The 16,423-nt window shown below is 41.7% G+C and carries 13 protein-coding genes and 1 tRNA gene; 8 read left to right on the top strand and 6 right to left on the bottom strand.

Annotated features, from left to right (window positions below; all coding sequences use genetic code 11):
• Positions 1–28: 28 nt before the first annotated feature.
• From serS to SB49_RS10345, 3 genes are all read right to left on the bottom strand, one after another.
• A complete protein-coding gene (gene serS, locus SB49_RS10355) occupies positions 29–1,300 on the bottom strand; it encodes a serine--tRNA ligase (RefSeq protein ID WP_062056312.1) in 1,272 nt (423 codons plus the stop codon).
• Between the two features lie 96 nt (positions 1,301–1,396).
• Positions 1,397–2,722 (bottom strand): HTTM domain-containing protein, encoded by a 1,326-nt coding sequence (locus SB49_RS10350; RefSeq protein WP_062056310.1) that lies wholly within the window; start codon positions 2,720–2,722, stop codon positions 1,397–1,399.
• Complete coding sequence (locus tag SB49_RS10345; RefSeq protein ID WP_062056309.1) at positions 2,723–3,649, bottom strand: bifunctional riboflavin kinase/FAD synthetase; 927 nt, start codon at positions 3,647–3,649, stop codon at positions 2,723–2,725.
• Between the two features lie 52 nt (positions 3,650–3,701).
• On the opposite strand from SB49_RS10345, the gene SB49_RS10340 reads away from it, so the two are divergent.
• Complete coding sequence (locus tag SB49_RS10340) at positions 3,702–7,478, top strand: reprolysin-like metallopeptidase (protein ID WP_062056307.1); 3,777 nt, start codon at positions 3,702–3,704, stop codon at positions 7,476–7,478.
• Positions 7,475–8,155: a hypothetical protein gene (locus tag SB49_RS10335; protein ID WP_062056305.1), complete on the top strand. Its 681-nt coding sequence runs from the start codon at positions 7,475–7,477 to the stop codon at positions 8,153–8,155. Before SB49_RS10340 ends, SB49_RS10335 begins: the two co-directional genes overlap by 4 nt.
• A 10-nt stretch (positions 8,156–8,165) precedes the next feature.
• Here SB49_RS10335 and pth read toward each other — a convergent pair whose 3' ends face one another.
• From pth to SB49_RS10320, 3 genes are all read right to left on the bottom strand, one after another.
• Complete coding sequence (gene pth, locus SB49_RS10330) at positions 8,166–8,732, bottom strand: aminoacyl-tRNA hydrolase (RefSeq protein ID WP_442983564.1); 567 nt, start codon at positions 8,730–8,732, stop codon at positions 8,166–8,168.
• Between the two features lie 144 nt (positions 8,733–8,876).
• Positions 8,877–9,518 carry a 50S ribosomal protein L25/general stress protein Ctc gene (locus tag SB49_RS10325; protein ID WP_062056295.1) on the bottom strand — a complete coding sequence of 214 codons (642 nt, stop codon included), beginning with the start codon at positions 9,516–9,518 and terminating at the stop codon, positions 8,877–8,879.
• Positions 9,519–9,573: 55 nt separating this feature from the next.
• Positions 9,574–10,515, bottom strand: coding sequence for a ribose-phosphate pyrophosphokinase (locus SB49_RS10320; RefSeq protein WP_062056293.1), 942 nt, complete (start codon positions 10,513–10,515; stop codon positions 9,574–9,576).
• 134 nt (positions 10,516–10,649) lie between these two features.
• Here SB49_RS10320 and SB49_RS10315 point away from each other — a divergent pair.
• The 6 genes from SB49_RS10315 (at position 10,650) to ruvC (ending at position 16,394) form a co-directional block, all read left to right on the top strand.
• Positions 10,650–10,730: transfer RNA gene (locus SB49_RS10315), tRNA-Leu, on the top strand.
• Between the two features lie 151 nt (positions 10,731–10,881).
• Positions 10,882–11,604 (top strand): pirin family protein, encoded by a 723-nt coding sequence (locus tag SB49_RS10310; RefSeq protein ID WP_062056290.1) that lies wholly within the window; start codon positions 10,882–10,884, stop codon positions 11,602–11,604.
• A 193-nt stretch (positions 11,605–11,797) separates the two neighbouring features.
• The gene (locus SB49_RS10305) at positions 11,798–14,032 is read left to right on the top strand and encodes an amino acid permease (RefSeq protein ID WP_062056289.1); all 2,235 of its coding nucleotides are present in this window, start codon (positions 11,798–11,800) and stop codon (positions 14,030–14,032) included.
• Between the two features lie 50 nt (positions 14,033–14,082).
• Positions 14,083–15,255 (top strand): MFS transporter, encoded by a 1,173-nt coding sequence (locus tag SB49_RS10300; RefSeq protein WP_235537734.1) that lies wholly within the window; start codon positions 14,083–14,085, stop codon positions 15,253–15,255.
• A 103-nt stretch (positions 15,256–15,358) separates the two neighbouring features.
• Entirely contained in the window at positions 15,359–15,835 is a 477-nt protein-coding gene (locus SB49_RS10295; RefSeq protein WP_062056285.1) for a hypothetical protein, read from the top strand.
• Positions 15,836–15,839: 4 nt separating this feature from the next.
• Positions 15,840–16,394: a crossover junction endodeoxyribonuclease RuvC gene (gene ruvC, locus SB49_RS10290; protein WP_062056283.1), complete on the top strand. Its 555-nt coding sequence runs from the start codon at positions 15,840–15,842 to the stop codon at positions 16,392–16,394.
• Positions 16,395–16,423 lie beyond the last annotated feature (29 nt).

The following is a 16,423-nucleotide window of genomic DNA, read 5'->3' as shown; positions in this document are numbered from 1 at the left end:
GGGCTTTTGTTTGATTGGCTCTCTAATGTTAATCTATCCTATCAAAACCAGTATAGGGACGAAGTACTTCTGGAATCATTATGCCTTCCGGGGTCTGGTAGTTCTCCAATATGCCCGCCAAGACGCGGGGAAGCGCCAAAGAGCTACCGTTGAGAGTGTGTGCGAACTGACTCTTTCCAGTTTCATCCTTAAATCGCAATTTCAATCGGTTTGCCTGATAGGTCTCAAAATTGGAAACAGAACTTATTTCCAACCATCTGTCCTGTGCCGTGGAAAACACCTCAAAGTCATAAGTCAATGCAGCTGTAAATCCTAAATCCCCACCACAAAGTCGTAAGATCCTATAGGGTAGTTTCAGATCTCTCAAAATATTTTTCACGTGTTCTACCATCCCGTCCAGCGCCTCATAAGATTTGCTGGGATGTTCTACCCTAACAATTTCCACCTTGTCAAATTGGTGCAAGCGGTTCAAGCCACGAACATGGGCACCATAACTTCCAGCTTCCCTTCTAAAGCAAGGGGTATAACCTGTATATCGGATTGGGAATTCACTTTCATTTAATATGACATCCCTAAAAATATTGGTAACCGGTACTTCTGCGGTCGGAATCAAATAAAGATCATCTTCTCCCACATGGTACATTTGCCCTTCTTTATCGGGTAATTGGCCTGTACCAAAACCAGAGGCTTCGTTAACCAAATGGGGCACCTGAATTTCTGTGTAACCCGCCTCGGTATTCTTGTCCAAAAAATAGGCAATCAATGCTCGTTGTAGTCTGGCTCCCTTGCCTTTGTACACCGGGAATCCTGCTCCAGCTATTTTTACGCCCAGTTCAAAATCTATGATATCATATTTTTTGGCAAGCTCCCAATGGGGCAAAGCTTCAGTGGATAATACAGGTACATCCCCTTCCTTGAAGATTTCCTCATTGTGCTCTTCCGAACTACCAGCAGGAACCGAATCATGGGGTACATTGGGTATTTGGTACAGCAACGTCTGAAGCTCCTCTGCCGTCGTGGTCAAATCCTCGGAAAATTGTTTGGAGTTCTCCTTTAAGGTTGCAGTTTGTTCTTTAAGGGCATTGGCTTCCTGTGCCTTGCCACTTTTAAATAGCATCCCGATCTCTTTGGACAGTTTGTTGGACTCTGCCAGAGTGTTATCTAATTTGGTTTGCAGGGCTCTCCTCTTTTCATCCAATTGGATAATGTTGTCTAAAAGCGGGGCCGCATCTATATTTCTTTTTTTAAGGGCGGTAACAATTCCGGCCGTATTCTCACGTATAGCTTGTAGCTGTAACATTGATTATTATTTTGATGGCACAAATTTAATGGATTACTCTTAATTACTTTCAGAGTTTTAGGCTTAAGTTTTCTGAAGGTTAAAATAAGCTCCCCTTTAGTTTGAAAGTTGCTTGGGAGCGGGCATAATCCAGCTATGATGGGAAAAATGATGCCATGGCTCAGCAGCCATATCTACCTTGGGGTCTATAAATGTTCTGAGCGATTTTCCATTGATGCTAACTCTAGAGGTAATATATATAGAAACTTCCTTCCCGTTTTCCGCAGCTTCTTTTTTTAGATGTTGGGCAAATTGCCAAATAAAATCTGGATATGCCGCAATTTTACGCTGTTGGGATCTAGAAAGGTAATCATCCAAGCTGGCAATTTTAAAGCTTCCATCTGCTTTGTTGACCACCTTAAAACTAATGGTCCCTGTTCTGGATCTAAGCATCATCCTCCAGCTCATCCGATGGCCCTCCTCGGTCCATAGCACATCTTCCTTGATAAAATGGTGCCTAATTGGTAGTGCCAATTGTATCAGAAAATAAATCCCAATAACTGAAAGGAGCAGCATCCTATTTTGGGGAATTTGAATTTCATCGGTTTGAAGGGGTCTTCTTTTTTTAAAGAATATGCGCCTAATGGTCTCCTCTTCAAAGAAAAATACCATAAAAGCAATGGACAGATAGGGGAAAATACCGATCTGAAAAACTATGGAATTGAAGAGATGGAAGAAAATGGCAGCAACGAAGGCCACTTTCCTCGTTGGTTTCCATAAAAGGGCCGGTACGATCAATAAATCGAAGAGAATACCTACACTTCCAATAATAACATGAACCCAATGTTGTTGTAGCAGGCCACCGATTATAGCATAATCGGCTTTAGGGGCCATCAGCACCTTGATAAAACCAAAGTCTAACCAATCCCCGTACATTTTCGCGATGGCGGCAAAGGTATACACTATAAAAAGTTGAAATACAATGACCCATTTTACATAAGCTGCCATGGTTTGGGTGCGCTTGACGGGGTCTTTTTTAGCATCCAAAGCGTAGTCCGCATTTGCCGGTAAAAAAATCATGATCGCAGAAATCAAAATCAACAAATAGTAATGATTGTTGTAAGATGTCTTCTGCATTAGGTAAACGGCAGTCCACAATAGGGTAAAGGAGATGATGCTAAATCTGTACCTATAGCCTAGGGCAATAAAAATCCCCAAGGTACCCATGGCAAAAAAATATACGTACATGCCAAGACCCGGTAAGGGTTGCAACCATTCAAATCCTATGAAAGTAAAGGTAAATTGTGGATCTATTAGTGTTCTTTTGACCCATCCAGTGATGATGGCTCCGTAACATTCCAAACTGATTAGGACACCAAAAAATATACGGAAGATGAGTAAGGGGCTATTGTCTATTCTTTTGAAAAGAAATTTATCCCACATCTATTTTGATATTATGGCCAGGGACGTTTGTTTATCAATCTGCAGCTGGGCCTTTAGTTCCTCTAAAGTATCAAATTTATGTTCATCCCGGATGCGCTCCAGGACATCAATCTGTAATTTTTTGTCGTACAAATCGTTTTCAAAATCGAAAAAGTGGATTTCAATACTTTTTTCTGTGCCCGAGACCGTAGGGTTGTACCCTATGTTCATCATGCCGTAAACGGTTCGCCCAGCAATGGTACTCTTTACTACATAAACCCCTTTTTTTGGAATCAGTTTGTACTCTTCGGGAATATGAAGATTGGCCGTAGGGAAATTTATTTGTCTTCCCAACCCTTTACCTTTGGAGACGGTCCCGGTTAACATATAGGGATAGCCTAAATAGATGTTGGCAGTTTCAATATCTCCCTCCAAAAGGGCATTTCTGATTTTTGTGGAGCTGACGGATACATCTTCTATTTCTTGAGCCGGGATTTCCTCTACATCAAAATCCATCGTTTTGCCAAATTCGATCAAATCCGTGATATTGGCATTTCTATTTCTTCCAAAGCGATGGTCGTATCCAATGATGATCTTTTTGGTGCCAAGGGCATCGACCAAAATATCCTGAACGAATTCTGTGGCCGATAGCCTGGAAAATTCTTTGGTAAAGGGATGGATAATGAGATTGTCAAGGCCGGTTTCCTTTAAAATTTTAGTTTTTTCCTCTATGGTATTCAACAGTTTTATATCGGCATGTTGCTGCAATACCATCCTAGGGTGTGGGAAAAAAGTAAGTACCGTGGATTTTAAATTTAATAATTTGGCATTATTTATGAGACGTTCCAGTATCTTACGGTGACCAATGTGAACTCCATCGAAAGTACCTATGGTTATGGCCGTAGGATGTTTTTTGTCGTATTTGGAAATGCTTTGAACTGTATTCACGAATAATAAATAATAAAAAGGCTTATTTTTGAAACTATAACTGACCCTCTTGATGAATACAAAATTACATCTTGTTTTTTCAATTACCATATTATTTCTTTCCTTTTACGGTTCGGCACAGACCAACTACTGGGAAAGGGAGACTTCAAGAGCACCAGTTTCTGCAAAATCGTTGCCTCAACTGGATATGGGGAAGGCAGCAATGTTTTCTTTGAGGGAAACCGAATTTAACAAGGAACTTCCGACTGCAAAGCAAGGTGCACCCTCAAAAATTCTGTATTTCCCAAATGAAAAGGGGGAATTGGAAGGTTTTAAGGTGGTGGAAAGGTCAATAATGTCCCCAGAATTGGCCGCCAAATATCCACAGATTAAATCTTTTGTGGGCCAAGGTCTTTCACATCCAGAAGATAGGATCCGTTTTAGTGTATCCCATAAAGGGGTGCAGAGTATGATTGTCCATGGCGATAGCGACAGGACCACTTTTATGCAAAAAGCATCGGTAGATGGAAATGACTATGTGGTTTATTCCAATGAAATGAACGCAGCATCCAAAGCGGAGTTTATTTGTAATACTACGGCTATTCTAGAAAAAAATGGTTCGGGAGTCACTCAAAAGTTGGTTGATGATCAACAATTGCGAAAATATAGATTGGCCATTTCAGCTACAGGGGAATATACGGTGTACCATGGGGGAACAAAGACGGATGCGCTAGCGGCAATAAACGCTACCGTCACAAGGATCAATGAGGTGATGGAGACCGATTTGGGAGTAACTTTGGAACTGATAGCCAATAATGATTTGGTAATCTATACCGATGCAGCTACAGATCCCTATAATGGTAATTTAAACAATCAGGTACAGAATACGCTGACCACTAATATAGGTGAAGCCAATTACGATGTGGGACATCTATTCCACAAAGATTCAAATAGTGGTAATGCTGGTTTTATTGGGGCCGTATGCCAAAATAATAAAAAAGGAAGTGGATATTCTTCAGCTGTAAATCCGGAAGGAGACTTATTCGACCTTGATTTCGTGGCCCATGAATTGGGACATCAATTTGGAGCGAACCACACTTGGTCTTTTGAGTCCGAAGGTACGGGAGTACAGGCAGAACCTGGGAGTGGATCCACAATAATGGGGTATGCCGGAATTGCCGAAGCCAACAATGTTGCCTCCAATGGGGATGACTACTACCACTATTACAGTATTTTTCAGATCGTAGAATACTTGAAGACCACGAGTTGTGCCGAAATTATTCCACTGACAAATGCGACTCCGACAATAGCGCCCGTCGGGAATTTTGTGATTCCTAAATCCACGGCTTTTGTGCTTACTGGTTCAGCAACGGATGCGGATGTGGCCGATGTCCTTACCTATACTTGGGAGCAAATAGATGATGGCGTGGTGACCAATGTGACCTTTGGTCCGACCAATCCGAGCGGGGCCAATTTTAGGTCTTTAAAGCCCTCAACAGACCCAACACGTTATTTTCCAAAGCTGTCAAGAGTCATACAGGGAAGCCTCACACAGGTGAACCCAACAATTAATTCAGCTTGGGAAACGGTTTCTGACGTTGCGAGGGAATTGAACTTCGCATTTACCGTCAGAGATAATGCCGTGGGTGGCGGACAAGTAAATGCCGACCTGGTAAAGGTTGAGGTGATCAATAGTGCGGGTCCTTTTATTTTGACATCACAGGCCTCAAATGAGGTTTATGACGCCGGGTCTGTACAGGATATAACTTGGGATGTGGCCAATACCAATTCAGCACCTGTTAATGCCAATACAGTGGATATCTTATTGTCCACTGATGGCGGACTCACATTTCCCATTGTCTTGGCAAGCGATGTCCCCAATGATGGCCTACATCCTATTCTTTTGCCTGGTAATGCCACATCGAGCGCCAGAATAATGGTAAAAGCCCATGACAACATATTTTTTGCAGTCAACAGCTCCAATTTTACCATACAGGAATCGCCTATTGTTTTGGAATTTGGACAACTTGAATTCACAACCTGTCAGCCCCTTGACTGGGTGATCCCATTTACCTATAGGACCTATTTAGGATTTAATGAGGAAGTGACATTTAGCACATCGGGTGTACCTGTGGTATTGAATACAAATTTTTCACCTACTACGGCGACCGCCGACAATACATCTGTTACACTAACCCTGAGCAATACGGGAAACCTCCCGGAAGGTAGTTATCCCATTGAAGTCATTGCGACCTCTTCGGGTGGTACATCTAGACAAGTGCAGCTCCTTTTAAAGGTGTACGATGCTACTTTCCCTGATGTAACTTTAACGGCTCCTGCAGATGGACTTGTTGGTGTGAGTTTGGCACCACAATTGACCTGGCAGAATGATGATGCCTATGATTCTTATGACATAGAGGTGGCAAGGGATGCATCCTTTGTAGATATAGTAGATTCTAGGACTGTTATTTTTAATAGTTACATACCCGCTGCCCTGGAGCAGGATACCACTTATTATTGGAGGGTAAAGCCGCGCAATAGTTGTGGTGAAGGTACGTTTGGGGCTGCATTCAGCTTTACGACCAAACAGATCAATTGCCAGAGTTTTGAGGCAAATGACCTGCCAATATCAATCACTTCTGTTGGAACCCCCGTAGTAACATCCAAAATAACTTTTTTTGAGGACCTTCCAATAGCGGATGTCAATGTCAATTTGAACATAACCCACACCTATTTGGAGGATCTGGTCATTAGTTTAATATCACCGGCAGGAACCAAAGTAGTTCTGACTTCCAGTTCTTGTGGTTCGCTAAGAAATATAAACGCCACTTTTGATGATGATGGATCGCCCTTCACCTGTTCGAACAATCCGGCAATTAGTGGGGTAGTGAGGCCATTGGGGTCGCTTTCTTCTTTTAATGGAGAATCGTTGTTCGGGGAATGGACCTTGGAAATCAGGGACAATGCCCCATCTGATGGAGGGTCCTTGAACGCATTTTCGTTGGATATTTGTGTGGAAGGAACCTTTAGGCCTGATGCCGATGAAGATGGAGTCTTTGATGATGGAGACGATCTTTGCCTTGGTACACCAAAAGGGCTAGAAGTTGATGTCAATGGATGTGCTATTTATAGATTGCCCAAAGATAACTTCTTGGTAGAAATACAGAGTGAGTCATGTAGAAACAATAATGACGGGGCCATAAATATAACGGCTGACCAAACATTGGATTATGCTATAACCATAGTAGGTAATGGAATAAATGAAGCAGATAATTTTACAACTACTTACGGTTTAGCCACATTGCCTTCAGGAACATTCCAAGTTTGCATTGTAGGTGCTTCGGAAACTGTAACCTATGAAGAGTATTGCTTTGAAGTAGTGGTGGCAGAACCAGATCCCCTCAGTGTCTATTCCAAAATATCTGCTGATGGGAAACGGGTAACCTTGGATTTGGAAGGGTCGGCGCTTTATTCTATTGAATTGAACGGTGTGGTGCAGCAGACCTCAAAATCGGAAGTAACCCTAGATCTGAAAAACGGAACCAATATCCTTAAGGTGTACACCAATATTCCATGTCAGGGAGTGTATGAGGAGGAGTTATTTGTGGCCGCTAACGCTGTTTTATATCCTAACCCAGTGGTAGATCGGGCTACCTTGTTTTTTGGTGCTGTAATGGAGCGTGCCACTATAAGGATATATAGCTTGGATGGAACCTTGGTGCGGTCTATGGATCAGGTGGTAACGGGAAGGGAAATGCAAATTGATCTCAGTGGACTGGCATCTGGGATTTATATCTTAACCTATGACACAGAGAAGAGCAAAGGAACCTATAAAGTAATTAAAAAATGAAAAATTTAATCCTATTGATGATGGTACTGTTCCTGTTTGGCTGTGGGGGAAAGGATGCTCCGAGAGCCCCTGAAAGTAGTATGTTGGTATTCCCATTAAAGGATTCTGAATGTACCACGGGAGTAAGCCTTTCCAGTGCTACCAGCGAAGTGGAATTTCAATGGCAAGCGTCGGATTTTACGGAAACATACCAGATAAGGGTGACAAATTTGGTCACAAATGTCAGTCAGAATATGAATACCAGTGCTACTTCTATGAAGTTGCCATTGGAAAAAGGAGCTCCATATTCTTGGTTTATAACCTCTAAAAATACCAATGTAACGGAAACTGCAACAAGTGAGATTTGGCGTTTTTATAATGCGGGATTTCAAACCACTTACGCTCCTTTTCCCGCGGAAATAATCGCCCCCAAATCTGGGGCTTCAGTTTTAAGGAGTGCCAATAACGAAGTGGTATTAAATTGGTCCGGTGCCGATGTAGATAATGATATTATAAGCTATGAGGTTTATTTTTCTATCAATAATCCGCCTGAAACGCTAGTGTTTTCACCATTTGCAAATGATACGGACGTCAACGTTACAGTTGCGGCAGATACGGTATATTATTGGAGTGTTAAAACGTTGGATAGCGAAGGGAACACCTCGGAATCTGGGGTATACCAATTTAAATCCCTCTAAAAAACCCTTCCTAAGAATTATTGAATTGGTTCATGGTTCGGTTAATTCCCGATAGAACAAATGATTTGATCAATTCTGTGGCCTTGGTGAAGCGTTCCGGAAGCGCCTTTTGCTCGTCTTCATTCCATTCTCCCAAAACATAATCGACTTGTTTGCCTTGACCGAAATTGGCCCCGACTCCAAACCTAAAGCGATTGTAATTGGTGGTTTCCAAACTGGTCTGTGTATCCTTTAATCCATTATGGCCGCCATCGCTACCCTTCGTTTTTACTCGGATGGTTCCAAAAGGAAGGTTGATGTCATCAGTGATGACCAAAAGGTTTTCCAACGGAATTTTCTCCTTCTCCATCCAGTATCTTATAGCTTTGCCACTGCGATTCATATAGGTAGATGGTTTTAAAAGAAGAATGCTTCTACCTTTTACTTTTAGGGTTGTTACGTCACCCAACTTTTGGGTCTCAAACGTAAGCCCTTCTGCTTTGGCGGTTTCGTCCAAAATTTTGAAGCCAATATTGTGTCTGGTATTTGCGTATTCATCCCCAATATTTCCCAATCCGACAACTAAAAATTTTTTCATAGTATCTACTTCCTCTAATAGGGTCTTATTTTTGGTAAAAAAAGATTTAAACAATCCAAACATAGCAAGGACATGTAAATTTGGTGTAAAAATATAAAAGCATCCCAATTTCTTAGGATGCTTTCATGTATTGTGTATGAGATACTATTCTTTAGCCTCAGTAGATGCTTCAGCAGCTTCTGCTCCTTCAGCAGCTTCTGCTCCTTCTGCTCCTTCTTCTTCATCCTCATCAATAAGAACGGCGTTACGTGCAGATTTAACCTGTACAACCAAAGTTGAGTCTGGGTGTAAAATGGTAAAATCGTCATTTAAAAGGGAAGCAACAGTAATGTAACCACCAATTTTCAATGTAGAGATATCCACATTAAAGAAATCTGGAAGGTTGTCCGGAAGTGCCTTAATGGCAAGTTTCCTTTTTCTCCATAACAATCTACCACCGTTTCTTACCCCTGGAGAATTTCCTACCAAGTTTACAGGGATGTTCATAGTAACTAGTTTGTCACTGAACAACTGGTAAAAATCTACGTGTAAAATTTTATCGGTTACAGGGTGAAATTGGATATCCTGCAATACCGCGTTTAATTTTTTTCCACCCAAATCAATCACAGCTGTGTGTGCATTAGGGGTGTACACTATTTCCTTGAATGACAACTCATCTGCTGTAAAGTGTAATGGTTTATCCCCTCCGTATAACACGCAAGGAACCTTTCCAGCATTACGTAGAGCCTTACTAGCCTTCTTGCCCACGCTTTCTCTTTCTGATCCTTTAATTGTAATTGACTTCATTATATATATTAATTATTAATTAAATACGCTTTCTTAACCCAGGTGTTTCCTAGGGTTACATTAAAAATTTTGAACTTATGGAAGTGTTCTGGTGCACGCGCTGCATCACATCCGAGAACAATTCTGCACAACTAAGCACATTTACTTTGTTGCTTTCCTTTTTTAGGGGAATAGAGTCGGTTACTATAAGTTCTAATAGTTGCGAGCTCTCTATTTTTTCATAAGCATCTCCCGAAAGAAGTGCATGGGTGGTAATTGCCCTTACGCTTAAGGCACCACGTTCCATCATTAAATCTGCTGCTTTTGTCAAGGTACCTGCAGTATCTACCATATCATCCACTAGCACAACATTTTTTCCTTTTACCTCCCCGATAAGTTCCATATGGGAAATTACGTTTGCCTTTTCCCTTTGTTTGTAACAGATGACCACATCACATTCCAAGGCTTTGGAATAGGCATAGGCTCTTTTTGATCCGCCCATATCTGGAGAAGCTATAGTCAGATTGTCCAAATTTAGGTTTCTGAGATAGGGCAAAAACAAGGTGGAAGCGAACAAATGATCTACCGGCTTTTCAAAAAATCCTTGGATCTGATCGGCGTGAAGGTCCATGGTTATGATCCTCGTTGCACCGGCAACTTCCAGCATTTTAGCCACTAATTTTGCTGCAATCGGCACTCTTGGCTTGTCTTTTCTGTCTTGTCTGGCCCAACCAAAATAAGGCATTACCGCAGTAATATGTCTTGCTGAGGCACGCTTGGCCGCATCCAACATCAACAGCATTTCCATTAAGTTTTCAGAACTTGGATTCGTAGAGCCTACAATAAATACCCTAGCCCCTCGTACCGATTCTTCAAACGATGGTTGGAACTCTCCATCACTATATCTGGAAAAGATCACTTTTCCCAAATCGGATCCAAATGATTTTGCAATCCTTTCCGCAAGGTTTGTACTTTGGGTACAAGCAAAAATTTTAGGTTCAGGTACTTGATAGGACATGCTTAAAGTGTTTATTTTCAACGTTTTTATCAAACGAGGTGCAAATTTAGAAATTAATTGGGTTGAGCAGATATAAATATTGATTTTTTTTGTGTGAAAATGAAAATAATTTCTATTTTTGCAGTCCAAAATTAGCCTTGGTGGCGGAATTGGTAGACGCGCTGGATTCAAAATCCAGTGTCTTTGACGTGTGGGTTCGATTCCCACCCAAGGTACAAAGCCTCACAGAAATGTGGGGCTTTTTTGTTTAAAGGCTTTTCATTCTTTCTAAAAGGAGTCTTATTATCGGCATCAACGATGATATCTTAAGACAATTTTAATAGTCATTATAAGGACTGGAGCTTATTTTTGTTCCTAAAATTAGTCATGGAAAAAAATACTGTTCTTCATAAAGCCAATACAAGGGGTCATGCCAATCACGGGTGGTTGGATAGCCACCATACCTTCAGTTTTGCCAATTATTTCGATAGGGAACGTATGAATTTCGGTGTTCTACGCGTTCTAAATGACGATATAGTGGACGGCGGAATGGGTTTTGGAACCCATCCCCATAGTAATATGGAAATCATCTCCATTCCGTTGGAAGGGGATTTACAGCATAAGGATAGTATGGGGAATGTGGCGGTCATTAGCCAGGGTGATGTGCAGGTCTTGAGTGCCGGTACTGGTATTTCCCATTCCGAGCAAAACAAGAACAGGGATCGTGCCGTGAAATTTTTGCAGATCTGGGTGATGCCCAACAAACAAAATGTCACCCCTAGGTATGATCAAATTTCCATTGGTGACCTTGAAAAAAAGAATCAATTGTATCAAGTGTTATCTCCTAATCCTGAAGATGCCGGAGTTTGGATCCATCAGGATGCTTGGTTTTTCATGGGAAATCTGGAGGGCGGGGTGTCCCAGGAATACAAAATTCACAAGACGGGAAATGGGGTCTATGTTTTTATCCTGGAAGGAGACGTCACCGTTAATGGGCAGGCCTTGAACAAACGGGATGGTTTTGGTATTTGGGATGTGGACGGGATTCAGCTCAAAGCGGATTCGGATACCAAGGTTTTGGTTATGGAAGTGCCCATGCAATTGCCCTAAAAAATGGATGCCTACTGAAAGATTTTTAAAGCTGTGTTGCTGTACAGGAGAAGGACTAAAATATGATTTCCGCTGTTTTAATGGTCGTACAAAATTCTTAGAGCTGTGATAGGAGATAATAATACTCCATTTCACTTAAATGTTCTGATTATTATGTAACTTATTTCATGTAAGCGACTTAATAAATGGGATCATGAGTAAAACACTTGCCTCAGCTAAAGCCAATTTTGGGACACTCCCGGTATTTTTAACGGCAATCTCAACTATTTTGGGGGCAGTGATGTTCTTGAGATTCGGCTTTGCCGTGGGCTCTGTCGGTTTCGCAGGCACTTTAATGATCATCCTTATTGGTCATATGGTAACGATCCCTACGGCCATGGCCCTTGCAGAAATTGCAACCAATCAAAAAGTGGAAGGGGGAGGTGAATATTTTATCATTTCACGATCTTTTGGGGTAAATATTGGTGCGGCCATTGGAATTGCCCTCTATTTGTCACAGGCCATAAGTGTTGCATTTTATGTCATTGCCTTTGCCGAGGCTTTTGAGGCCATTAAACCATGGGTGATAAGCGAGTTTGGTTATGAGCTATATGATAATAGACTGTTTAGTATTCCCGCATTGCTGGTACTGATTTGGCTCATGGTAACCAAGGGTGCCACTTTGGGGATGAAGGCGCTTTATGTGGTCGCAGCCATCCTCGCCATTTCCCTGATCCTGTTTTTTATGGGTTCTACCGCGTATTCCGATGTTTTTGATAGCTCTTTGATCTTTAAAGGGGTCACTTCCGATAAAAGTTTCTTCTATGTATTTGCCATTATTTTTCCCGCATTTACGGGAATGACCGCAGGGGTTGGTCTGTCCGGGGATTTGAGGGATCCTAAAAAATCCATTCCCTTGGGAACCCTTGCTGCAACTATTATTGGGATGGTGGTCTATGTGTTCATCGCCTATAAATTGGCCAGTTCGGCTAGTCCGGCAGATCTTGTCAACGATCAATTGGTCATGGGTAAAATAGCCCTTTGGGGTCCTATAATTCCCATAGGTCTTGCGGCAGCTACCATTTCCTCTGCCCTGGGATCTTTTATGGTGGCCCCTAGGACCTTGCAGGCCATAGGGGGGGATAAGGTTTTTCATAACAGGTATGTTAATTTTTGGGTGTCTAAAGGGGTCAAGAAAACGAACGAGCCTAGGAATGCCACCATACTTACAAGTGGGATTGCCTTGATATTTGTTTTAATGGGTGATGTCAATGCCGTGGCAGAAATTATTTCCATGTTTTTTATGGTGACCTATGGGTCGCTCTGCCTAATTTCCTTTATGCAGCATTTTGCGGCTGATCCGTCCTATAGGCCATCCTTTAAATCAAAATGGTACCTATCCCTATTAGGGGCCATCATGTGTGTTTATTTAATGTTCAAGATCAATACACCGTATGCCTTTGCAGCCATACTTTTAATGGTGGCTCTTTATTTTTACATTTCCTTAAAGAGTGATACCGAAAAGGGAATGGCCAGTATCTTTCAAGGAGTCATCCATCAGTTCAGTAGAACAATACAGGTATTCCTTCAAAAATCTGAAAAGGTCAAGGAAGAAGAAGATTGGCGCCCCGCGGTGCTTTGTTTGTCCAAGGACAGTTTTGAAAGATATAGCGCCCTGGAAATGATGAAATGGATATCCCATCGATATGGCTTTGGTACCTATATCCATTTTGAAAAGGCCTATTTTTCAAAAGAGTCCAAATTGAAGGCTGAGGAAAAATTGAAAAAACTGATCACCATAGCTTCCAACAGTAAATCCAACGTTTATTTGGAGACCCTGATATCCCCTTCCAATACCGGGGCAATTATACAGGCCATACAGCAACCAGGAATTTCTGGGCAGCCCAACAATATGATGCTCTTTGAGTATAAAAAAGGCGAAATTGATTGGCTTTCCATTATTGTGGATAATTACAGTGTCCTAAAAACGGCCAAATATGATCTGTGCATATTGGCGAGTTCGGATAAGGGATTTGGGTACAAAAAGGATATCCATGTTTGGATCAGGAGAGCCGATTACGAGAATGCAAATCTTATGATATTGCTGTCCTATATTATTTTGGGCCATCCAGATTGGAAAAAGGGGGAGATAAAAATATTTGCCACTTTTCCGAAGGAGAAATTAAAGGAAGAAGAGGAAAATCTCATTCAGCTCACCTCCAGTGGTCGATTGCCCATTTCCGCAAAGAACATTCGGGTCATTGCTATGGAGGAAGGTGTAAATATAAAGCAATTGGTAAATGATATTTCCATCGATGCGGACTTAACCCTCATAGGCTTTCACGAGGGTATGATAAAATCTGACCAAGGAATTGAAATGTTTGAAGGCTATGATAAGGTGGGTAATATTCTTTTCGTGAATACCTTGACCTCAAAGTTCATTGTCTAGCGATTAATTTTTTCAATTGGATCCCATAAGAACCTTTTTTTCAAATATACTTGGCGATATTTGCATTTTTTGTGACAGGGATGGATGTAAAGAGCAAACAGCGGATTACGTTAAGTATTTATTTTTTTCTATCGGGCTTCTGCTTTGCAACTTGGGCTTCCCGAATCCCCACCATCAAGACCATTTTTAATTTTAATGAAGCGGAATTGGGAAGTCTTTTACTGGCCATGCCCATAAGCTCATTAGTAGGTCTGCCCATTTCTGGATGGCTGGTATCTAGATTTGATAGCAGGATTCCCTTATTGGTCTCTTTCTTCTTTTTTAGTCTGGGACTTACCGCTATTGGAGTTGCTAAAACGCCGTTAATGTTAGTAGTCGCGATATGTTTGTTCTCCTTTAGTATGCGCATCCTGAATATCGCAATGAATACCCAGGCCATTACCTTACAAAAGCTGTTCAATAGAAAAATTAACGGTAGTTTTCATGGTATTTGGAGTACAGGGGGAATAGCTGGGGTTGGTGTCTCTTCTCTTTTAGTGAAACTACAAGTATCCATGGCGGTCCATTTAATGGCTGTTTCCCTGGTAGTCTTGTTGGTGGCCATCATGGCCTTTAAGCTGTTATTGAGAAACGATAGATCCCCACATGGCAATAAATTGATCATAGGGAAACCCGATCCGTTTATTCTGAATTTGGGTATCCTTATTTTTTTGGCGGCATTGTGTGAAGGCGGCATGTACGATTGGAGCGGGGTATATTTCAAAGAAGTCATAGGAGTGAAGGTGTTCACCTTGGGCTACTTAGTTTTTATGATTTTCATGGCACTTTCCAGATTTCTTTCAGATTTTATAATAGATCGTATAGGGGTAGAGAAAACCTATTTGCTCAGTGCATTAATGATAGCTTCTGGAGTTTTAATGATCATCGTGTTTCCTTTCTTTTGGCCTGCTATGATTGGCTTCTGTGTCGTAGGGTTTGGGGCGGCATCTATTTTCCCAATGACTATGACCTTAGCGGGAACCTCCAAGAAATATTCTGCAGGGATGGTGATTTCCATCATTGGGACATATGGGATATTGGGCATGTTCATTGGTCCACCACTAATCGGGTACCTGGCCCATGCCTTTGACCTGAGGATATCTTTTATATTGTTTATTTTTGCAGGCTTGATGCTTATCCCCGTATCCCAATTGCTTTTTCGGTACCAAAAAAAACAGGAATAGGGGGGTGTAGATTAAAGTAGGCGTTGGTTAAGGCGGATAGGTGAAGGATTATGCCTTCCACTTGCCTAAAAAATTGTAATTTTCCACAAAGAATTTGATATACATGCGTAAGTATGGAATTTTATGTCTTCTGTGTATCTTAACCGCTTGCGACTGGTTTCCTTCCAAGGAGGTCAGAACCAAAAGACTGGTGGATCAGGAAATGCAAACCATTGATTGGAATGGGGTGGACCAGTACCCGCTTTTTGATAATTGTGATGAGGTAGCAAGCATCACAGGTCAGAAACAGTGTTTTGAAGCCACATTGCTAAGACATTTTTCCGCAACCTTGAATGAATTTGAATATCAGTTGGAAGGCGATGTACACGATACGGTTCATGTGGATTTCAAGATTGATAAAATGGGGGCCATTTCGTTGTTGCATATGGACAAGAATGCCCGGGTTGAGGATCAAATCCCAGAATTTGAAATAATCATTACCAGAAGTTTGATGACCCTGCCGCCTGTGGCACCTGCATTAAAAAGAGGTATTCCTGTAAGCACAAAGTTTAGGATACCCATTGTATTGAACACAAAATAAAATTTTGGCGAACGAGAAAATTATATTGGGAATAGACCCTGGGACCACCATTATGGGTTTTGGCCTGATCAAGGTGGTGAACAAGAAAATGGAGTTTTTGCAGATGAACGAACTGTTGCTTCAAAAGTATGACGACCCCTACATTAAACTAAAACTAATTTTTGAACGCACCATAGAACTCATCGATACGTACCATCCCGATGAAATTGCCATCGAGGCACCCTTTTTTGGTAAAAACGTACAATCCATGCTCAAATTGGGAAGGGCCCAGGGAGTGGCCATGGCAGCCGGACTTTCCAGACAGATTCCCATCACAGAATACCTCCCCAAAAAAATTAAAATGGCAATCACCGGAAACGGGAACGCCAGTAAGGAGCAAGTTGCCCGGATGCTGCAAAGTACCTTGGGGTTGAAATCCCTCCCGAAAAATTTAGATAGTACGGACGGCCTCGCTGCTGCCGTATGCCATTTCTATAATGAGGGAAGAATAGAGATTGGGAAAAGTTATTCGGGGTGGGATGCTTTTGTAAAACAAAACGAGAAACGGGTTAAAAAATAAATCTTATCACCAAAGCGTCTCGAAGCTAC

This window comes from Sediminicola sp. YIK13, assembly GCF_001430825.1.
In the GTDB taxonomy this organism is placed as follows: domain Bacteria; phylum Bacteroidota; class Bacteroidia; order Flavobacteriales; family Flavobacteriaceae; genus Sediminicola.
The sequence above is the reverse complement of the archived record's forward strand: the minus strand, read 5'-3'. Positions and strand labels throughout refer to the sequence as shown.